Origin of the sequence: Sphingobium sp. JS3065, from assembly GCF_026427355.1 — a bacterium.
In the GTDB taxonomy this organism is placed as follows: domain Bacteria; phylum Pseudomonadota; class Alphaproteobacteria; order Sphingomonadales; family Sphingomonadaceae; genus Sphingobium.
On the sequence record NZ_CP102664.1, the window covers coordinates 3,259,570 to 3,277,259 of the forward strand.

Consider the following 17,690-nt stretch of genomic DNA (forward strand, 5'->3'; position numbering starts at 1 on the left):
TGAAACGGTCCTTCCAACAATGAGGTTCACTCCTGCGCCGCGCGTGCCAGCGCGTCGAGCGTATGGCTAAGGTCATCCATGTCCCGGTCAGTGAGCTGACAAGCGGACTTGATCTTGCCCGTCACGGCCCGAACTTCCGCTTCCAGTCCGCGTCCCTTAGGGGTGAGGTCGACCAGCACCCGGCGCTCGTCATCCGCGTCGCGCGTCCGCGTGACGATGCCGGCAGCCTGGAGGCGCTTCACCAGCGGCGTGATCGTTCCTGTATCCATATCGGTGCGAGCGCCGAGCGCGCCGACGGAGCATGGTGTATCATCCAGCAAAGCGAGGACCACCAGATATTGCGGGAATGTGAGGCCGAGGGGCGCGAGAAACGGCTTGTGCAACCGGATCATCCGGTTGGCCGCCCCGTACAGCGAAAACGACAGATGCCTTCCGGCTTTACGACGGTTTCTTTCGGCGTCCATGCGGAACCCCTAGCGCACATTCATCTTGCGCGCTAGGTAAAATGCAATTGCGTTGATTCGCTTCCCCTTGTTCGACAGGAAATCTGCAAGATGCCCCAATCCCCGCTGTTCCATGACGTTGTGCGTGACCGTCATTCCGTTCGCCGCTTTTTGCCGACTCCGGTTTCCGATGCGGTGATCCGCCGGGTGGTCGAGGATGCCCAGCACGCCCCGTCAAACTGCAATACCCAGCCCTGGCAGGTTCACATCGTATCTGGCGGCGCGCGAGATACCCTCAGCCAGGCCCTGCTCGCCGCCGACGAAGCGGGGCGGTGGACGCCCGATTTCAGCTTCGCGACGGCTGACTTTCACGGCATCTATAGTGAGCGATCCAGAGCGCAGGGAGCTGCCTATTACCAGGCAATCGGCGTGTCGCGAGACGCCTTCGATGAGCGCCGTACCGCCTCGCTGTTCAACCTGGAATTCTTCGGCGCGCCGCATGTCGCCCTTCTTTTCATGCCGGCGTTTGGCGACTCCGTTCGCGTCGCTGGCGACATCGGCATGTATGCGCAGACGTTCCTGTTGTCGCTCACCGCGCATGGCCTTGGCGGAATTCCCCAGACCATGCTCGGCTTCTACGCCGAGACGATCCGGGAGTCGCTTGGGATCGATCCGTCTTTGAAGATGCTGTTCGGCATTTCCTTTGGTTATCCCGATGAGTCATCTGACGCCAATAGCTATCGGATCGGCAAGGCGCCGCTCGAAGAGAGCGTTACGTTCCATTGGCAATGAGGGACCATCAAATCCATCGGTCCTCTCCATTAGGAACCATCGAATGAAGGATAGTCAGCCATGCCGAGATCGATGTCAGCGACGTACTGCCCGGCACCACCTTTACGCTGGCGGCTACATTGAAATGATGCGGGGCAAGGATGGTGCTGGTGGAGGTCTTGACGCGGATTTTCGCGTCTGGGCGCATCTGGAGCATCCCGTCCGGATAAAGATTGAGGGCGATCGGGCATCCAGTGTGTCTCTCCACATCAATACGCACGAAACGAAAGACTCGACAGGGAGTAGATCGGCGGTGGGTTACTGGTTCGACACCTGGAAGCGCACGAGCGACGGCTGGCGCATTGCGCACCGGCGCATCAAACAGATATATTTCAATACTGCTCTGCTAAAGGACAACCCCCGCATGATAGAGGGCGTCGAGCATCCTTTCCGGGTGAAGGAAGAGGGCTTTGGCGAACAGGCATAGGTAAAACCTTCCTCAGTTCGCGTTACCGTCGCTTATCGATTGTCAGCTCATTGCCAGGTGGCCGATCGATTGCCTGAGCTGCCGCACATCGCGGACCGGGGGGGCGCCGAACTGGCGGAGATATTCGCGGCTGAACTGCGAGGCGCTCTCGTAGCCGACCGCATAGGCCACGTCCGAGGCGCTGTGATCGCCCGCGAGCAGCAGTTGCCGCGCTTCCTGCAGACGCAGCTGCTTTTGATACTGGATCGGGCTGAGGCCAGTCAGCGCGACGAAGTGTCGGTGGAGGCTGGCGCGGCTCATGCCCGCCGCTGCGCACAGTGCCTCGATGCGCAGCCGCCCATTGTGATGGTCACGAATCCATTCGACCGCGCGGCGGATGCGTCCAAGCGCGCCTTCCGGCTGCGCGATGTGGCGCAGCAGTCGGCCCTGTGGACCCTGCAGCAAACGATAGAGCAGTTCGCGTTCAGCCATCGGCGCGAGCGCCGGGATGTCCCCGGGTGTGTCGAGCAATGCCAGCAAACGTAACAGCGTGTCGCGCAGCGGAGGCGTCAACGGATTGATGGCGATCCCACTGTCCAAGGTTTCGGCATCGCGAGCCGCCGGCAGCGTCGCTGCGACATCCGCCAGCAGCGCGGGGTCGAGGACCAGCGACACCGCGACATAAGGACTGCCGTCCTCGGCATCATGGATTTGCCCGCTCAACGGGAGATCCAGGGCGCTGATCAGATACTGCGATGCATCGTAACGCAGAAGGTTGTCGTGGATGGCAACTTCCTTCGATCCCTGCAGAATGAAACAGATCATCGAGCGGTAGAGACAGGGTGACGTTCCCGAGGTTGCCTGTCCGATGCCGATTTCCAGGCGCGGGATGGACGTCAAACTCATTCCGGGCCGCCCGTGGCGGAGCGCTATGTCGCGATGCGGGGTCAGGTCTTCGTTCATCAGTTATGTATGGCATCATTCTTCACCTCTGCAAAGTGCGTGAGACAATCAGGCAAAGAATTGAGAGCATCCGGCGGGGCGTTGAACACGCCCATCGCCTATCTGGATGACATCGAGAGGACGCCGGGTGGTGTCGCCCTCGCACCCGCTTCAAAAAGGATGACCCCATGACCCAGAAGATCGCAATCATCACTGGCGCCAGCCGCGGCCTCGGCCGCAACATGGCACTCCACCTCGCCCGTCGCGGCGTCGGCGTCATCGGAACCTATCGCAGCAGTGCGGCTGAAGCCGAAACGCTGGTCGCTGAGATCGAAGCAGCGGGCGGGACGGTCGCGATGCTGAAGCTCGACGTGGCGGATTCATCCAGCTTTTCCGCCTTCGCGGCCAGCGTCGCCGACACTTTGAAGACGCGCTTCGGTGTCGAGCGCTTCGACTATCTGGTCAACAACGCCGGTGAGGGCGTCTATGCTCCCGTCGCTGAGGCCACCGAGGCGCAGCTCGACGCTATGATCGACATGCACCTGCGCGGGCCGCTGTTCCTGTCGCAGAAGTTGCTGCCGATCTTGAACGACGGCGGGCGCATCCTCAACGTGTCGTCGGGCTTCGTGCGCTTCACGATGGCGGGATACGGGCTCTACGCTTCGGCGAAGGCGGCAATCCAGACGCTGACCAAGTTCATGGCGATCGAGCTTGGCGCTCGCGGCATCCGTGTCAACGCCATCGCACCTGGCGCGATTGCCACCGATTTCGGCGGCGGCGTCGTGCGCGACGACGAGGGCGTCAATGCTTTCATCGCTCAGAGCATCGCGCTGGGCCGTGTCGGCCAGGCCGACGACATCGGCAGCGCAGTCGCGGCGATCCTCTCCGACGATCTGCATTGGGCCAACGGCACGACCTTCGACGTGTCGGGCGGCCAGTCGCTCTGAACGCCTTTCATCGGAGACTGACCATGACCGATACCACCCTCACCCTCATCAGCCACCCGCTGTGTCCCTTCGTCCAGCGCGCCGCTATCCTGCTCCTCGAGAAGGACGTGCCGTTTGAACGGATCAACGTCGACCTGTCGGCCAAGCCCGACTGGTTCCTGGCGCTGTCGCCGACAGGCAAGGTGCCGTTGCTGAAAGTTCGCCAGCCGGACGGCAGCGACGCCATTCTGTTAGAAAGCATGGTGATCTGCGAATATCTGGACGAGACGCAGACCGGCGCACCGATGTATCCCGACGATGCGCTGTCTCGCGCAAGGCAACGGGCCTGGATCGAATTTGCCACGCAGACGCAGACCGAAGGCTGGATGTTCCTCCACGCCGTCGATTCTGCCACGGCCGAAACCCGTCGCAGCGCCTTCCGGGACAAGCTGCGCAAACTTGAAGCGGAGCTGGGCGACGGCCCCTATTTCGCCGGCGCCGACTTCGGCATGGTCGATGCCGTATTTGCGCCGATGTTCCGCTACTTCGGCATCATCGATTCCGCGGCGGCCAAGCCGATCTTCGACGGCCTGCCGCGCGCCAACGCCTGGCGCGCCGCGCTCGCCGAGCGTCCCAGTGTCCGCAACGCGGTCGTCGCCGACTATGCCGACCGTTTCCGCGACCATCTGCGCCAGCACGGCGCGCTGGTCGCAGCCTGAAATCCACGCAATACAGAAAGGAACCATGACATGACCGAAGCATCCAAAAGCGCGCTGATCCTGATTGAATATGTCAACGACTGGCTCTCGCCGACCGGCGGCATCTACCCGCAGTTCCAGGACCGCGAGCAGGTTGACACCGCTATCGCCAATTCGAAGATCGCTTTGGCCGAGGCGCGCCGCCGCGGCATGCACGTGATCCACGCTTCGCTGAAGTTCGAGCCGACCTACAAGGTACTGGGCGAGGGCAAATACGGCCTGCGCGCCATGATGCGCTCCTATGGCTCGTTCCTTGGTGAACAGGCCGATTTCTTCCCCGGCTTCGAGCCGGCCGAAGGCGAGCATGTCGTGCGTGAACGCGCCGGCGGCAGCAGCGTGTTCGTCGGCACCACGCTCGACGGCTATCTGCGCAACAACGGCATCTTCGACATCTATCTGTCGGGCTTTTCGCTGCGCCAGTGCGTGGAATCCTCGATGCGCAACGCGCATGACCTCGGCTACCACACCAACGTCATCTATGACGCATCGGCGGGCTACACCCGCAAACAGCAGGACGATTTTCTGACCGAGATCGCGCCATTCTACGCCAATGCCATCACGACCAGGGACTTCGTGGCCCAGGCGTAAGCCGCCGCGATCCGTGCCCGGCGCGCCCCACGCCGGGCACGGCCTTTACGAGCTAATCGAGGTGACAGGCGATGATCGGAATAACGGTCGAACTCACTATCACACCCGGCAGTGGCGATGACTTCGAGCGTGCCTTCGCGGTGCAGGTCGCCGCAGTGCGCGCGAATGAACCGGGTAAGAATTGCAAGCGCCGGTGCAGACAGGGGAATGACATGTTCGCGCGACGCTTTCATGCGTGTTGCCGGTATGGTCCAGAGCTTCTCGCCCAGGTCGAATTCTTCCCATACCGCGCCTCGAACTTCGCCGGATCGCACGGCCGTGAGAATGGCAAAGCGCAGTGCAAGCCGACTAAAGGATTCTCGCTCCGTCAGTTTCACCATGAACGCGGATACCTTCGTATAAGGCATAGCCGCGAAGTGCCCATCCAGCTTGGGCTGTCGTGGAAGCCCCTTCGTGATCGCGCGCATCGGCGCTTTCTGTGTCACGATAGCCCGAAGCGTAAGCCCAATCGAGAACGGTGCCGATACGCTGCCGGACCCGTCGCGCTGTCTCTGGCTTGGTGAGCCAGATGTCGGATAACAGGTTCCGGATCATCGGGCCGGTGATCTCATGAACCTGTAAGTCGCCGATCTGAGGAAACGCATAGGCTTCGAGCGTCTGAAGCCATTGTTTCTCATGCTTCTCGTTCCGCCATGTCTTGCTGTGGGCGGCAATCACTCTGGCGGAAGCCTGCCGGAAAGTGGGAATTCCCCGCACTTTGCGCCGTTCAAATATCGGGTCCAGGCCAAGCTCAACCCAAGTGCGGATTTCCCGAGCGCGTTCCCGGGCTGTCGCCAGCGAAACCTTGGATACACTGCCCAGACCAAAGTCGCGCCGGTTGCCATTCTTCTGCACCCGACACACCCAGCTCTTGCCGCCGCCGGGCTGAATCATAAGTAACAGGCCGTCGCCATCGCCGAGCCGCCCAAGGCGCGTTGCTGCTTTCACAGCGGTAGCGGAGAGCTTTCCCATGCCGCAAATTCTCCCACATTCTTTCCCACATTTCCAATCGATCACCGGTGGACGGGCAGGGATGCAAGTGGATACGAATCACGCTGAAAGCCGCAGAAATGCTGGGCTTTAGTGATTCGGAACGGATGCGAAAGGACAGGTTGGTGGCGGAGCGGGAGGCAGTCGAAAAGACCGCAACAAATGGCGGAATTGCGTCGTTATCGGCGATCCTTGCGTTTCGATGCCCCCAAGAATGCCCCCTCTTTAATTTGCGCCTACCCGTCTGTCGGAATGGGGGCATTGTCCTGATGCTGGGCGCCGAACACCTTACGCTGCTCGGCTTCATATTCTCCATACGTGTTCCAGTTGGCGACTGGACTGCGAACCTCTCCAGTCGGGAACAGGATCGGCTCATTCCCCGGGCCACCATCATTGATGCCGTTATTGGTGATGGGGGCCATGATGCCGTCGGCGGAAAGCGCCCAGGCGATCACCGGCTCCTTCACGATCTCAAACGGAGGGTCGAAGCAGGGGCTAAGCATATAGGTGCCGCTCTGCGCAGGGATCATTTGCTGCGGCGTCCGTGCCAAAGCATCCTCCCATACCGAAAGCTCGACGGTGAACCGATCATTGTCGACCAGGTCAACCTCAACCAGCCATTTCTCCTCGATCAGACGCTGGCGCGCCTGCTGGATGGATGAAAGCGGAACGTAACGAGCACCGAGCTTCAGCATAGTTTCTCCTATTGTGGCGCGCTAATCCAATCATTGATCTGTGATTCGCGCCAGCCCACGCAATTGCGGCTGAGCTTGATTTGCTTCGGAAATGAACCGTCTGCGATCTTTCGGTACACAGTGCTCTGCTTCAAGCCAGTTCGTGACAGAACTTCAGGCAGACGGATGATGCGGTCAGCCGCAGATGCGGAACCGTGCCGCGCGGAACTGCTCATGGTCTGTGTCGAATTACCCATTTCTGTCACCTCCGATCTGGATTTCATCAATGATGTCGCCTGCAGTTCCGTCGCCGATCACGTCTGCGAGGTTCCTATCTGTGCTGCCGACAGTCCCATCGAGAGAGCGCGGGCCGAACATGCTTGCCCAGCGAGTGAATGCCCTGCTTGTGAAGGTGCGCGCGGCTGGCCTCAGCTTCGCCATCTCCAGCCGTCCTTCGAGGATGGCGAGACAGAGCTCGGCCACAACCTCGTCCCTGATCGACGGATCAATCGAGCGGCTGACAGCGGCCTGAACCTCGCTGATGATCAAAGCATGAGGATCATCCTTCGAAGCGCGGCGATGAGCCAATGCCGCCCGGCGCGTGGCCTTGTCGTCGGCCGACAACTGTCCCCTGATACGGAAAACGGTGGCGGCGGGCGCGCCCGTGATCAGCTTAATTTGGTCGGCGCCCTCTCCATTCACCAAGAGAGCCCGGACCCGCTCACTCAGGCCTGTGTCCACCGGCTTGGGACCTCGCCTGCGCGCGCCACGCTCCCAGGTGGCAGAGCATGTTCCGGCATGCCCCTTCAGCCGTCCGCACTCGCACGCGTCTCCACGCTGGGCGATGCGCGAGCGGGCTATAACCGCATGCCTGAGCACCGTATCGGCGTTGATGCTGCACTCCCGCGAAATGTCGCTCACGGTCAGGCCTTCCATAAGCATCTGCTCAATCCTCCTGGTCCATCGCTTGCCAAGAGACCCTGGAGTGTTCTTGATGCATCCACCGGCGTGGCCGATGGGCTTCCCGCAGACGCAGGAATGCACTGGGCCGCCGCCCCGCCCGCGCCAATGAGCGGTAATCCGCTTTGCTGTGCCGCTCGACACGCCAGCCTTCTTTGCGATGCTGGAAGTCGAATAGCCTAACGAGAACATCCTGCGCATTCGCCGCAGCGTCGGCTGGGGCAGGGTGGATGTGACATCATTCCACGCTCCTCGCTGAATGGTCTTCTTTGCCTGCCGTGCCCGCCGCGCTGCGCAGGGGCCTGCATGCCCGGCTTGTCGGCCGCACGGACAGTCGGCGAACCGCTCCCCAGAGGCCAGCGCTTTGCGGGCGATGGTGGCAGTAATATCCCTGGAAAGCTCGAGCATGCGGGCCACAGTCCGGACGCCGTGACCGACCCGGAGCAGCTTCAGCACCTGCTTTTCAAGCTTGGCCTTCCCGCCTGCCTCCGAGCTCCGGAATATCTCTCGCGCTGTTCTGATGGCGGTCAGAGGCGACAAGTTCAGCTGGCGACCTGCTTCACGGGCACTGCATCCCCGTTGGAGCAGTTCGCTCATCGCGGTGATAGTCTTCTCTCGAAACTCAGGGCGAAGCCTCATCTCGCACGGCCCCTCATGCCCTGCCGGTAGCCCGCACGAGCAAAGCAGGCCCTCTTCGATCATGGCAGCGCGAACAGTAGACAGCCTCGACCGGAGCGCGGCCAAACTGCAGCCTAAGCTCCGCGACATCTCAGACGCTTGCTTGCCAGCAAGGATGAGGGATCTGATCGCCTTCTCCGACGCTGGTGAGCAAGCACCAGGATGGCCATTTCGCTTGCCGCAGTCGCAAGGTGGGCGCGACGCAACAGCGGCCGCCTGCGCTCTCAGCTCATCCTGAGCATGCCTCCTGATTGTAGCCTCACTGAGGCCAAGCGCTCGAGCAATCTGCCTGGCGCTTTCGCCGAGGGCCGCCCGGCGCTTGATCTCGGAAGCTTCCGGTGCGGTGACATTGATCTGGCGGGTAGAGAGCGGCATCAGCCTGTTCAGCACCCACTGAACATATTGGACCTTTCGGCCAATAGCTTCGGCAATTTCCCGGGGCTGCTCGCCGGCCGCGGTGCGTGCCGTGATGTCTGCCCAGACGCGCTTACGGCGCTCGGTGCTGGTCGGTATGCCAGTTGCCTTGGAAATCTTGCGGCACAGCTTTGCAGCGGCGCTGTCCTTTATCCCGACGGCGCGCGCAATCGCGTTCGACCCTTCTCCGGCGGCCATCCTTCGCGCAACCTCGCGCAAGAGGGCGTCGCCATAGGTCGGCAGGTTCATGACTTTTTGCCTCCAGCGGCAATCTTTGCAGGCCCATGCTGCACCTTGACGCCAGCGCCGCCGCAAGGATGGCACTGCCAGATATTGGGAAACACGCCGATGTTTCCGGACCCGCGGCAGACCACGCAGAGATTGCTCATCGGCTCGCCCGTTTAACGCTCGGTGCATTCGGATCCGCGGCCGGCGTTTGATCCCAGTTTGCGCTGATCGCCGCCACCGGGCCCGCTTCGGCAGACCGCATCAACAGTTGTCCGCGATCGCCGGACAACTGCTCAATTCCTTTTTCGCCGACGGCTGGACCTGACTTCGTGCCGACGCGAGCGATCTCCTGCAGGACCAGGAAGGTGCTACCCGGCCGTCGCATACTCTGAGCAGCCGCATCCTCGATTGCATCATCAGCAGAAGAGTGCCGAAAGCGCGGGAGCTTGCCGCCGCTGTTGCGGCATACGATGAAAGCGTAGCTCTCGCGCTTCTTGATGATCGTCTCGCTCATTCCGCCAGCGCCTCACCAAGAGCATTGCAAAGGACCGCCTCAGCGTCAGCCATCAGCGCGGCCACGGCGTGCTCGTTGACGGTGAGCGCCCGTCCGAAACCCTGGCCGATCGCGTTCGCTCCCAGGATCATGGCATGGGCACTCCGAGCCGCCTGCATGAGATCGCGGAGCCGGGACAGCGCGCTGCCCTCCGTAAGGTCGGGTATACCGGTGCATTTCAGGAATTCGCGCCAACGATCCGTGATGTCGAGCGCCGCTGATACGCGATCCTCAGCCGACATCTTCGGATCGGCGCATGCGATGGTGTGAGTGGCTATGGCATCTATGTAGCGGTTATAGGCCGCCTGCGCTTCCGCGCTCGTGCCTTCCAGTTTTACGGTGGTCATGACTGTCATGTCGCAATCCTCAAGCTACGCGCGAGCGGTTGGTGGGGAAAAGCTGGTGGACCGTGCCTTCGGCTGGTGACGGCTGGCGTTCACCGTCGTCTGGGTCATCCGGATCATCGTCGTCGTCAGGAAGGTGGGCGTGAGGCGACGGCTGAAAATCAGCGCAGGACCTGCTGTGATGTGTGATAGCCTGGAGAGCGACCCATTCGCCCTCGATCTCTCTCATGGTCAGGGGTTCCATCTCGCAGGCGCCGACGTCTGACGTGTCGATCGCAGAAGCAGGTTTCCTCATGTCCGCCGGTGCCCCTTGGCGCCAATGACGGCAGTTGTTGCAGGTCTGGAAGAACTTGATCATTGCGGCAGAACCAGAGCTGCGGGATCGTAGCCGTTTTCGGCGAGAAGGCGCTTTGCTTCGCCGCTCAGCCCTTCTTGTTGGTCGTTGAGATCGCGACCGTTAGCGAAGCAGATGAGATACTTTATCGCGAAAGCCGAAAGGTCAGGCGAAGGAGTGTTCAGGAGCTGGCCTTCGGCCTGGTACCGAGCGTCGGCAAGCCGGTCCATCTCGTCATCGAAAGGGGTGACCGGGCAAAGATCACCCGAGGTGCTCTTCGCATTCTGGTATGCTGGAAACCAAGAGCGCTGATGGAACGTCCGCTCGGCCGCCAATGTTTTTTCATATCGCCAGCGGGCGAAAAGCCACCTCACCTTCACCAGGAACAGCGAGCCAGCGCCGTGCTCAGTGGCTCCGTAAAGCGGGGCATCTGACATGATCATCTCAGCAGCCCTCCGCGGCGATAGTCGCACTTGATGCGGCTGGATCCCGTGGGAGAAGCTCGGAAAGGTCGATCAGGTTCTGGACCGCCTCAAGCGTATCAGCATGAACCCGCGGCGAAAGCAGCGCGAAATCTGTCTTGACCCCGCCTGGCGAGCCAAAGTCCTGTACTAGGCACTCGGCATGCCAAGAGGCCGACATCATCCTGAGTATGGCCCGCGCATAGTGGAGCGGCCCATCAGCATACTCGCCGAAAGCGAGAGCCGGGTTGCGCGTATTGCTCATCTCAGCAGCCCTCCATGTCAGCACGGCGGGCGTCGGTAATCATGATGTCGCGGCGAATAGACCGAGCGAGGTCGGGATAGAGTGTGGCCACGCTGTCAACCGCTTGCGGGGATCGCCGAGCGAGGGTGGCGCTGATGGTTGTCAGCGCCTGCGCAATGCCTTCGCACAACTTGCGCCCGCTTTTGTCGTGCTTTGCCACCATGTCGGGCAGCTGGTCCGCCAGAGACGCAGTGAACCCTGCCAAGATCATAAGGTCCTGCCCATCATCTTCAGGGATGAGGTCAAACATGGCAGCATTGCTATTCGACAGCAGATCCAGCGCTGCATCCTGAAGGATGCGAAAAGCTGGCCATTTGCGCGTGCTTGCCAGGATGTCCGCGTCGGTGAAAATGGCATCCACCCTGCCGAACAGGGCTGCCATGGTCATCATGGAAGAGCCGGCATCTGCCGGGCGCAGTTCTTCGTTCCGCGAAGCGTCATCGCTCCGCGCCTTGGTGGCGTTGGCCATATCGGGGTCTCCTGTGCTCAATAACAGGATCGGCCGGGGCTATTACATCGTCATGCCGCGACTATTCCTGCCTGCTTCACCGTCTTCGGCCCGGAGGCGATCAGGTGATGAGGCAGAGATAGTGCGGTATAATTACCGCGTCAACATCTATTAAGGAATATTTACCGCACTAGCCCCCGAGCATTTCCGCAGTTGGGACAATGCGGTGGATTTCCCGCACCCTGTGAGCCGCGATGCTCAAGGTTTCCCGTGGTTCGAACAGCTCGATAGTCACCTCATCCCGCGTGCGATCAAGCAGGCGGCCGATGATCGCAGGCTTCACCGGATCATCTTGCATGTTCTCCCATATGTAGTGGCGATAAACCACGACATAGTCTCGCACGGCGGCAGGTCGAGCGGGGTCGACGATTACAAGATCCCCGATATCATAACGGGGCGCCAAGGCGGATACCGTAGCGTAGAAACCGTAAATCATCTTCCGGTTCGAAAGGCCAGCTGGAAGGGGCAGGATTGACGAGATGAAGACACGAGGCATGTTGAAATAAGGCATGTCGTCGCGGGCATCTACAGCACTGCGCTTATCTGCCGGAACGTCGTCAGCCTGATAGATACTGATACCATCGACGGTGTCGACCGGACGAATTGTGTACTCATTGGATTTCTCGTCGGGAGGAAAAACGCCGATCCGACGGTCTTTGGCTTTCGTGAAGACCTCAGCTAACGGCGAAGGATCGTCGGTTGCGCCTAATAAATAGCTCGGCGTGGTCATCAGAACGCGCGCGATCGCTTCCAGGCGCTCCGCTGAAGGCATCGACCGCCCACTCAGGATGAAGCGGATGGCATCCGGCTTGCCAGTTGCTTCCATTGATGCCTTACGCGCGGTGATGGGAAGCACGTCGAGCATCTTCTGGATGCGTTCCCGCAGTATTTCGCTGGTGTCCATGCGGGATATGTACCGCATAGAAGTTAAGAAATCATGCGGTAAATATCCCGTTGTTTGTGCGGGACATATACCGTATTGATGCGGCATGAGCACATTCGAACAGTCATTGCTGGCCGTATCACGCATTTACGTGCGTGCTGTGGCAGCCCGAGGAGGCAAGTCGCTGGCGCGGGTTGCAACCATCGTAGTCAATCATGGGTCTTTCTTTGATCGCCTTGAGCGGGGAGCGACATGCACCGTCCGCAACCTGGACAAGTTCGCAGCCTACTTCAGCGACGCTGCGAACTGGCCGGAAGGCGTGGTTCCTGATGACGCTGCCGACGTCCTCGCTGGCATTGGCCGCCCGGTGAAGGCGGGGCAGCCGCTGAGTGAAGCATTCGGCTCTACCTCCGTTTGAAGGCGTTGCCGATGACGCCCAATCTCCCATCAACGGCCGATGAGGAGGCCGCAATCCTTGCTGCGATCATGATGATCGAGGGGGGATATGATAGAGTGGCGGCCAAGCTTCGGCCGCATCATTTTTCCGAGCCCCTGTTCGGCCGTATGTTTGAGGAAATGGGCGCGCTCGCAGACGCTGGGGAAGCAATAAACGTCTTCACCATGTCTCGAGCCATGGCAGGCGAACCATCGTTCGAGGACCTTGGTGGTCACCGTTATTGGATCCAGCTAGCGAACCAGCCGTACGTAATGGCTGCACTCGGCTTTGCCGACGACCTGATTAGCCAGTCACGCCGCCGCTTGCTGCTACAGTCGCTCCAGGCAGCGAGCTCGTCCGCCTCGGATCTGTCCGTTGATCTGAATGACACGATGGAGATGGTGGAGCAGGGCTTGGCAGACGCCATGCCGGCAGAGTTCGGACGGCGCACCCGCCGCCTCGGTGACGCCTATGGCGACGCCATTGAGCGGATTGAGGCCATTCGCCGCGGTGATGTTGATCCGGGACTCAAGGTCTACGGCTGGTCGGACTGGAACGATCTCACTGGGGGCATGCGTCCTGGTGACTATGTCCTGATCGGCGGCCGTCCTAGCATGGGCAAGACCGCGCTCTCGCTCGGCTTGGCCCGCCGGGCGGCACAGGCCGGAAAGGGTGTGCTCTACATCAGTCGTGAAATGGAAACGCCTGCGCTGATGGAGCGCATGGTTGCAGACCTCCTGTTCGAGCAGGGCGGGCGGGCTGGAATGTCCGACGTCAAGGCGGGCAATGTGGATGATGCTGACCTTCAACGCCTTTGGCGCGCTAAGCGGGAAGTAGACGGCTGGCCGCTCGTCATCGATGACCCAGAGCACTTGGGCCTGGGGCAAATCGGTCCACTGATCCGCCGTCATCGGCAGGCGTTCCAGCGGCGCGGTGAGGAACTCGCCATGGTCATCATCGACTATCTCGGCCTGATCGACCCACCGCAGAAGGGCAACCGCGAGCAGGAAGTTTCTGCGATCAGTCGGACGATCAAGAGCATCGCCAAGGCCCAGGGTATCCCGATCGTCGTGCTTTCGCAGCTGAGCCGGGCTGTTGAGCAAAGGGAGGATAAGCGACCTCAGCTCTCCGATCTGCGCGACAGCGGCTCGCTCGAACAGGACGCCGACATCATCGTGTTTGTCTATCGCGACGAATACTACCTGCAGCGCGCTGAGCCTGACCCTTCCGACGCGCAGAAGCGGAGCCAATGGGAGCTGGATATGCAGGCCGCGCGCGATCGCGTCGAGATATACACGGCGAAGAACCGGAATGGCGAGCTAACGCGGCGGAAAGGTTATTTCTTCGGCGCCCGCCAAGCAATCCGCAATTCTGATTTCTACAGGAGTGGGCACGATGGCTGAGTTCCCAGCGCTGCCCATCTGGACCGATGCATACCTGGCTGACACGCGGCACCTGTCCACGCTGGAACATGGCGCATACTTCCTTCTGATGATGGAGGCGTGGCGACGCCCGACATGTTCGCTGCCCGACGACGACGCAATGCTGGCCCGGCTGGCCGGCCTTGATGCTGCTGATTGGGCGGCCGTGAAGCCCGTGATCATGTCCCTCTGGAAGCTCGACCGTCGCAGCAAAACTTGGACACAAAAACGGCTTTCGAAAGAGAAGCAGTATGTTCGGAAGAAGAGCAAGTCCCAGAAGGAAAAAGCAGCAAAGCGTTGGAATAAAGCCAAAAAAGCCGATGCCGTGGCATTGCCGGACGAATGCCCCGAGCATGCCCCCACACCCACACCCACACCCACAGTTATTATAGAGGAACCTATCGGTTCCTCTCGTCCGCCAGCCCCTGATCACGTTTCGGAGGCCTTCGGCGCATACGAGGCCATGCGGCGCGAGATCGTCCACGGCGCCCGCCCGCTGCAACTGGGGGCAGACCGCCGCAAGAAACTAGCTCTTCGGTTGGGTGAGATCGGGGGACTTCGCCAGTGGGACGACGTCCTCAGCGCTGTCCGGCGCTCCCCGTTCCTCCGTGGGGAGAAATCCCGCAGCGGCCTGGTCGCGACAATCGACTGGCTGCTCGAACCCAAAAACCTGCGCAAAGTGATGGAAGGAAATTACGATGAGCCAGCTGCAACATGCTCAGGTGGGAGGCTCGCTGTTCGAAACAGCCCCATCGATGCCCTCAGTTTCGCAATCTCTGCTTCAGGCCTTGACCGATAGCGAGTTTGTTTTCGACGGCGGACCAAAGTGGCGCCCGGAGCGGGCGCTTGATCACGCCGATAAGCTGGGTGTTGAGGGTGAGATCACTGCCGCACTCGAGGCCCTGCATCGCGCCAATTCCCCGGCGCCCAGCCGCTGGTTTGGCCAGAGGCTGCCGGTTCTCTGGACGATGTTCATGGCGGCAAGGAGTGCGGATCCCCGAGCGCTGACCATCTGGATGGCTGAAACAGCACGCCTGCTCGCGGATCTGCCCCATGATATTCTGGCAGCATCGCTCGACGAAGCGATCAAGCATAGCTGCCACGGGTTTCTTCCGAGCGTTGGCGAAATACGATCCTTCGCCAAGCCAATGCTGATTGAGCGCGCCAAGTACATCGAACGGCTATCAGCCATGAAGGCTGCGCTTGAGGACCCCGCAGCGAGCGCGGAGCGGGAGACGCGCCGCCAAGAGATGGCGATGCGTGCAGCGCACTCAGGCGATGGGGGGTTGGCGTGAGGAGGAGGAGGCCAGCGCCAGCCGATATCGTCGCCTCACTCGCGGCCGTGAAGCTGCTGATCAAAGGCATGAACGGCGCAATGCCGACGCTTCAGCGCGAAATCCAACGCGATGCCTGTGAGCGCATCGATGACATCATCAGTGACCTAGGGAGCATTCTGCGGTGAAAAATCGCAATCGTCGACGAGCAGCTGCGGCTGGAAAGGCTGAGCAGAAAAAGAAGGCTGCGGCACCGGGCATCGAGGCTCCGACGGAAGAGCTTCAGCATCGCGTCAACTTCTCCGTTCGCCAGGTCACGACAGAGGCAGGGCAGGTGCTCGGGTTGGCCTATCGCAGGACGCCGTTGATCGAGACAATGGCAGCGCGAAACATGATCAGCGCGGAAGAGCTGGCTGTGCTGCGTTTCTATCGCACCGCATTTGATCGGTGCGAACGGTCGCCGGTGAAGTGCGCGCTCAACATATCCGGTGTTAGCTCGAGCAGCCCCGCCCATGCGCTTTTCCATGCAACGCCGTCTATGCTGGACGCAAAGAAGCGACTGAGGATTTGCGAGAACAGCTTCGGCAAGGAATTGGAGACGATGCGCGGCGTAGTGCTCGCCGACAAGTCCTTCAGTGACCTTGCGATTGAGCGGTTCGGGTCGCGCATTGTGAAGCCAGCCAGGCACATGGACAGGGCTGCTCGCCAGCGCGGCGAACATCAGGAGAGGATCCTGCCCAAGTCCGGCCGCCATCGGGAAATCGTTCGGCAAGAGTTTCTTTCGGGGCTTCGTAGTTTGGCTGAGACAGTACGTGGCATGGTGGCGCGCAGCGCGATCGAGGAGATATGGGTACAGCCGCTCCAGGATGGAAAGGCGCGCATCCGCCGCGGATCGATTGCACCACAGGGCACCTATTGGTGTTGGGGCGATCCCGAATTGGTGGACATGATCATGGGCGAACTGCATCGGCTTCACGGAGATGATCTCATGTTCTCCTCTGCGGCTGGCGCTATCGACGCGCTCAAGTCGGCCGAGAAGGATCGACTTAAAAGCTTGGAAGCTGAAGAACTCGCGGCTTAGAGATCATCGAATAATGTCTTCAAAACTGGAGACATTGACCAGCCGAGCACTTGACGGGGGCACTAGATATAGGTACCTCAACACCATCAACAAATGCGCCCGGAGCCAATCGGCTTTCGGGCGTTTGTTATTTAAGGAATCGGCGGCTGCAATCGAGAAGGTAGTCGCTGATAGTGGCGCGGCGCGCTTGCGCGGGCAGACCTGTACTTGTCCGACTGCCATAGTCTAGGCAGTTGCTGCGCCACTCTTGATCACGAAGGCGGAACCGCCTGCGCCTGACAAGTGGGCTGGGTGGGGCAACTACAGAGGGACGCCCGCTAAGTGCCCTCGTAGCCGGGTGGCGGTACAAGTTCACCGTATGGGGACCGGCCGTCACCCACGATTTTAAGGAGCAGGGTATGAGCAAGCTGAAGGCTCTCCGCTCCGCCCTGCCGTCGCTGCCCAGCACAGTAGCGTACGCGCCGAAGGATGAGCGCGAATACGACCGGCATCGCGATCAGCAGCACTGGCGCAAGTGGTATCACACCGCTCGTTGGAAGAAGCTGCGCTGGGCAGTGCTGGTGCGAGACCTGTTCACATGCACCCGGTGCGGCCGGCTGGAGAATGACACGTCGCAGTTGGTGGCTGACCATAAGCGCCCGCATCGTGGTGACGAGGCGCTGTTCTGGGATGAGGACAATCTGACCACGCTGTGCAAGCCCTGCCATGACGGGGCGAAGCAGCGCGAGGAGCAAGGCCTGATATGAAGCTCATCGTCAAGATCGTGGACGCTGCGGGTGCGCCCGGAGGCCGGGCCCTTCTGTTGTGCGATGAAAGAGGAGAGAGCCTGCCGAACCAGGTAGCCCTGTCGCTCAACCAGTCTGGGCCCGCGGATTTGTCCAGAGTCAGCGTCGAGTTCGTCATCGACGGCAAGCAGATCGCCTTCGATGACGGCAAGGTCATGGTTTCATTTGAGCATGAGGCTTCCTTGTTTTGGGCACGAGAGCTGATCGCCGACGCGGTTGCATATGGGGCAGGCATCGTGGGTGATCCAGAGCGCAAGAGGCCAGCCGATTTCCGCACTGGCGATTGCGACAACGGAGATCTGATCCGTCGTGCCATCTCCGGCCCGACCAGCCGGTGAAATAGGTGGCGAACATGTTCAGGCATAGGTGCAACGAGGGAGTGGGCGGCTGATGCTCATCCGCAGGTCCATCGGAATGTCGATGGACCTC

General features: G+C 60.8%; 24 protein-coding genes. 12 read left to right on the forward strand and 12 right to left on the reverse strand.

What is annotated here, in order from left to right; all coding sequences use genetic code 11:
• Positions 1–26: 26 nt before the first annotated feature.
• A complete protein-coding gene (locus NUH86_RS15855) occupies positions 27–464 on the reverse strand; it encodes a MarR family winged helix-turn-helix transcriptional regulator (protein ID WP_267250378.1) in 438 nt (145 codons plus the stop codon).
• Positions 465–554: 90 nt separating this feature from the next.
• On the opposite strand from NUH86_RS15855, the gene NUH86_RS15860 reads away from it, so the two are divergent.
• The gene (locus NUH86_RS15860) at positions 555–1,235 is read left to right on the forward strand and encodes a nitroreductase (protein WP_267250379.1); all 681 of its coding nucleotides are present in this window, start codon (positions 555–557) and stop codon (positions 1,233–1,235) included.
• A 43-nt stretch (positions 1,236–1,278) separates the two neighbouring features.
• Positions 1,279–1,701 (forward strand): nuclear transport factor 2 family protein, encoded by a 423-nt coding sequence (locus NUH86_RS15865; RefSeq protein ID WP_267250380.1) that lies wholly within the window; start codon positions 1,279–1,281, stop codon positions 1,699–1,701.
• Positions 1,702–1,743: 42 nt separating this feature from the next.
• Here the strand turns inward: NUH86_RS15865 and NUH86_RS15870 are convergent, their stop codons facing one another.
• Positions 1,744–2,643, reverse strand: coding sequence for an AraC family transcriptional regulator (locus NUH86_RS15870; RefSeq protein WP_267250381.1), 900 nt, complete (start codon positions 2,641–2,643; stop codon positions 1,744–1,746).
• Between the two features lie 167 nt (positions 2,644–2,810).
• Here NUH86_RS15870 and NUH86_RS15875 point away from each other — a divergent pair, with 167 nt between their 5' ends.
• From NUH86_RS15875 to NUH86_RS15885, 3 genes are read left to right on the forward strand one after another with little or no spacing between them, the layout of a single operon-like run.
• Complete coding sequence (locus tag NUH86_RS15875; protein ID WP_267250382.1) at positions 2,811–3,569, forward strand: SDR family NAD(P)-dependent oxidoreductase; 759 nt, start codon at positions 2,811–2,813, stop codon at positions 3,567–3,569.
• A 23-nt stretch (positions 3,570–3,592) separates the two neighbouring features.
• Positions 3,593–4,267, forward strand: coding sequence for a glutathione S-transferase family protein (locus NUH86_RS15880; protein WP_267250383.1), 675 nt, complete (start codon positions 3,593–3,595; stop codon positions 4,265–4,267).
• Positions 4,268–4,297: 30 nt separating this feature from the next.
• A complete protein-coding gene (locus NUH86_RS15885; protein ID WP_267250384.1) occupies positions 4,298–4,894 on the forward strand; it encodes an isochorismatase family cysteine hydrolase in 597 nt (198 codons plus the stop codon).
• Here the strand turns inward: NUH86_RS15885 and NUH86_RS15890 are convergent.
• From NUH86_RS15890 to NUH86_RS15935, 10 genes are all read right to left on the reverse strand, one after another.
• Positions 4,849–5,274, reverse strand: coding sequence for a tyrosine-type recombinase/integrase (locus tag NUH86_RS15890; RefSeq protein WP_267250385.1), 426 nt, complete (start codon positions 5,272–5,274; stop codon positions 4,849–4,851). The genes NUH86_RS15885 and NUH86_RS15890 overlap by 46 nt on opposite strands.
• Complete coding sequence (locus NUH86_RS15895) at positions 5,243–5,905, reverse strand: tyrosine-type recombinase/integrase (RefSeq protein WP_267250386.1); 663 nt, start codon at positions 5,903–5,905, stop codon at positions 5,243–5,245. The genes NUH86_RS15890 and NUH86_RS15895 overlap by 32 nt, the downstream gene beginning before the upstream one ends.
• A 254-nt stretch (positions 5,906–6,159) precedes the next feature.
• Positions 6,160–6,618, reverse strand: coding sequence for a hypothetical protein (locus tag NUH86_RS15900; protein ID WP_267250387.1), 459 nt, complete (start codon positions 6,616–6,618; stop codon positions 6,160–6,162).
• A gap of 8 nt (positions 6,619–6,626) precedes the next feature.
• Positions 6,627–6,881 (reverse strand): AlpA family transcriptional regulator, encoded by a 255-nt coding sequence (locus tag NUH86_RS15905; RefSeq protein WP_323748994.1) that lies wholly within the window; start codon positions 6,879–6,881, stop codon positions 6,627–6,629.
• Entirely contained in the window at positions 6,847–8,898 is a 2,052-nt protein-coding gene (locus NUH86_RS15910; protein WP_267250388.1) for a hypothetical protein, read from the reverse strand. Before NUH86_RS15910 ends, NUH86_RS15905 begins: the two co-directional genes overlap by 35 nt.
• A gap of 136 nt (positions 8,899–9,034) precedes the next feature.
• A complete protein-coding gene (locus tag NUH86_RS15915; protein ID WP_267250389.1) occupies positions 9,035–9,391 on the reverse strand; it encodes a hypothetical protein in 357 nt (118 codons plus the stop codon).
• On the reverse strand, positions 9,388–9,786 hold the full coding sequence (locus tag NUH86_RS15920) for a hypothetical protein (protein WP_267250390.1): 399 nt from the start codon (positions 9,784–9,786) through the stop codon (positions 9,388–9,390). The genes NUH86_RS15915 and NUH86_RS15920 overlap by 4 nt, the downstream gene beginning before the upstream one ends.
• Before the next feature lie 342 nt (positions 9,787–10,128).
• Positions 10,129–10,551 carry a hypothetical protein gene (locus NUH86_RS15925; protein ID WP_267250391.1) on the reverse strand — a complete coding sequence of 141 codons (423 nt, stop codon included), beginning with the start codon at positions 10,549–10,551 and terminating at the stop codon, positions 10,129–10,131.
• A gap of 284 nt (positions 10,552–10,835) precedes the next feature.
• Entirely contained in the window at positions 10,836–11,342 is a 507-nt protein-coding gene (locus NUH86_RS15930; RefSeq protein ID WP_267250392.1) for a hypothetical protein, read from the reverse strand.
• 169 nt (positions 11,343–11,511) lie between these two features.
• The gene (locus NUH86_RS15935) at positions 11,512–12,285 is read right to left on the reverse strand and encodes a helix-turn-helix domain-containing protein (RefSeq protein WP_267250393.1); all 774 of its coding nucleotides are present in this window, start codon (positions 12,283–12,285) and stop codon (positions 11,512–11,514) included.
• A gap of 85 nt (positions 12,286–12,370) precedes the next feature.
• On the opposite strand from NUH86_RS15935, the gene NUH86_RS15940 reads away from it, so the two are divergent.
• The 7 genes from NUH86_RS15940 (at position 12,371) to NUH86_RS15970 (ending at position 17,599) form a co-directional block, all read left to right on the forward strand.
• Complete coding sequence (locus tag NUH86_RS15940; RefSeq protein ID WP_267250394.1) at positions 12,371–12,682, forward strand: hypothetical protein; 312 nt, start codon at positions 12,371–12,373, stop codon at positions 12,680–12,682.
• A gap of 11 nt (positions 12,683–12,693) precedes the next feature.
• Positions 12,694–14,103, forward strand: a complete 1,410-nt coding sequence (locus tag NUH86_RS15945; RefSeq protein WP_267250395.1) for a replicative DNA helicase — start codon at positions 12,694–12,696, stop codon at positions 14,101–14,103.
• Positions 14,096–14,920, forward strand: coding sequence for a DUF1376 domain-containing protein (locus NUH86_RS15950; RefSeq protein ID WP_267250396.1), 825 nt, complete (start codon positions 14,096–14,098; stop codon positions 14,918–14,920). The genes NUH86_RS15945 and NUH86_RS15950 overlap by 8 nt, the downstream gene beginning before the upstream one ends.
• Positions 14,910–15,416 carry a hypothetical protein gene (locus tag NUH86_RS15955; RefSeq protein WP_267250397.1) on the forward strand — a complete coding sequence of 169 codons (507 nt, stop codon included), beginning with the start codon at positions 14,910–14,912 and terminating at the stop codon, positions 15,414–15,416. The genes NUH86_RS15950 and NUH86_RS15955 overlap by 11 nt, the downstream gene beginning before the upstream one ends.
• Before the next feature lie 163 nt (positions 15,417–15,579).
• Positions 15,580–16,476 carry a hypothetical protein gene (locus tag NUH86_RS15960; protein WP_267250398.1) on the forward strand — a complete coding sequence of 299 codons (897 nt, stop codon included), beginning with the start codon at positions 15,580–15,582 and terminating at the stop codon, positions 16,474–16,476.
• Positions 16,477–16,874: 398 nt separating this feature from the next.
• Positions 16,875–17,222: an HNH endonuclease gene (locus tag NUH86_RS15965; RefSeq protein ID WP_267250399.1), complete on the forward strand. Its 348-nt coding sequence runs from the start codon at positions 16,875–16,877 to the stop codon at positions 17,220–17,222.
• Positions 17,219–17,599, forward strand: coding sequence for a hypothetical protein (locus NUH86_RS15970; RefSeq protein ID WP_267250400.1), 381 nt, complete (start codon positions 17,219–17,221; stop codon positions 17,597–17,599). Before NUH86_RS15965 ends, NUH86_RS15970 begins: the two co-directional genes overlap by 4 nt.
• Positions 17,600–17,690 lie beyond the last annotated feature (91 nt).

Excerpts from the sequence above, each read along its gene's own strand:
- NUH86_RS15905 (WP_323748994.1), bottom strand. The coding sequence starts at position 6,881 with ATGAAATCCAGATCGGAGGTGACAGAAATGGGTAATTCGACACAGACC.
- NUH86_RS15925 (WP_267250391.1), bottom strand. The coding sequence starts at position 10,551 with ATGATCATGTCAGATGCCCCGCTTTACGGAGCCACTGAGCACGGCGCT.
- NUH86_RS15855 (WP_267250378.1), bottom strand. The coding sequence starts at position 464 with ATGGACGCCGAAAGAAACCGTCGTAAAGCCGGAAGGCATCTGTCGTTT.
- NUH86_RS15950 (WP_267250396.1), top strand. The coding sequence starts at position 14,096 with ATGGCTGAGTTCCCAGCGCTGCCCATCTGGACCGATGCATACCTGGCT.
- NUH86_RS15870 (WP_267250381.1), bottom strand. The coding sequence starts at position 2,643 with ATGAACGAAGACCTGACCCCGCATCGCGACATAGCGCTCCGCCACGGG.
- NUH86_RS15930 (WP_267250392.1), bottom strand. The coding sequence starts at position 11,342 with ATGGCCAACGCCACCAAGGCGCGGAGCGATGACGCTTCGCGGAACGAA.
- NUH86_RS15965 (WP_267250399.1), top strand. The coding sequence starts at position 16,875 with ATGAGCAAGCTGAAGGCTCTCCGCTCCGCCCTGCCGTCGCTGCCCAGC.
- NUH86_RS15860 (WP_267250379.1), top strand. The coding sequence starts at position 555 with ATGCCCCAATCCCCGCTGTTCCATGACGTTGTGCGTGACCGTCATTCC.
- NUH86_RS15915 (WP_267250389.1), bottom strand. The coding sequence starts at position 9,391 with ATGAGCGAGACGATCATCAAGAAGCGCGAGAGCTACGCTTTCATCGTA.
- NUH86_RS15940 (WP_267250394.1), top strand. The coding sequence starts at position 12,371 with ATGAGCACATTCGAACAGTCATTGCTGGCCGTATCACGCATTTACGTG.
- NUH86_RS15895 (WP_267250386.1), bottom strand. The coding sequence starts at position 5,905 with ATGGGAAAGCTCTCCGCTACCGCTGTGAAAGCAGCAACGCGCCTTGGG.
- NUH86_RS15900 (WP_267250387.1), bottom strand. The coding sequence starts at position 6,618 with ATGCTGAAGCTCGGTGCTCGTTACGTTCCGCTTTCATCCATCCAGCAG.
- NUH86_RS15910 (WP_267250388.1), bottom strand. The coding sequence starts at position 8,898 with ATGAACCTGCCGACCTATGGCGACGCCCTCTTGCGCGAGGTTGCGCGA.
- NUH86_RS15875 (WP_267250382.1), top strand. The coding sequence starts at position 2,811 with ATGACCCAGAAGATCGCAATCATCACTGGCGCCAGCCGCGGCCTCGGC.
- NUH86_RS15865 (WP_267250380.1), top strand. The coding sequence starts at position 1,279 with ATGAAGGATAGTCAGCCATGCCGAGATCGATGTCAGCGACGTACTGCC.
- NUH86_RS15970 (WP_267250400.1), top strand. The coding sequence starts at position 17,219 with ATGAAGCTCATCGTCAAGATCGTGGACGCTGCGGGTGCGCCCGGAGGC.
- NUH86_RS15890 (WP_267250385.1), bottom strand. The coding sequence starts at position 5,274 with ATGGTGAAACTGACGGAGCGAGAATCCTTTAGTCGGCTTGCACTGCGC.
- NUH86_RS15880 (WP_267250383.1), top strand. The coding sequence starts at position 3,593 with ATGACCGATACCACCCTCACCCTCATCAGCCACCCGCTGTGTCCCTTC.
- NUH86_RS15920 (WP_267250390.1), bottom strand. The coding sequence starts at position 9,786 with ATGACAGTCATGACCACCGTAAAACTGGAAGGCACGAGCGCGGAAGCG.
- NUH86_RS15935 (WP_267250393.1), bottom strand. The coding sequence starts at position 12,285 with ATGGACACCAGCGAAATACTGCGGGAACGCATCCAGAAGATGCTCGAC.
- NUH86_RS15945 (WP_267250395.1), top strand. The coding sequence starts at position 12,694 with ATGACGCCCAATCTCCCATCAACGGCCGATGAGGAGGCCGCAATCCTT.
- NUH86_RS15885 (WP_267250384.1), top strand. The coding sequence starts at position 4,298 with ATGACCGAAGCATCCAAAAGCGCGCTGATCCTGATTGAATATGTCAAC.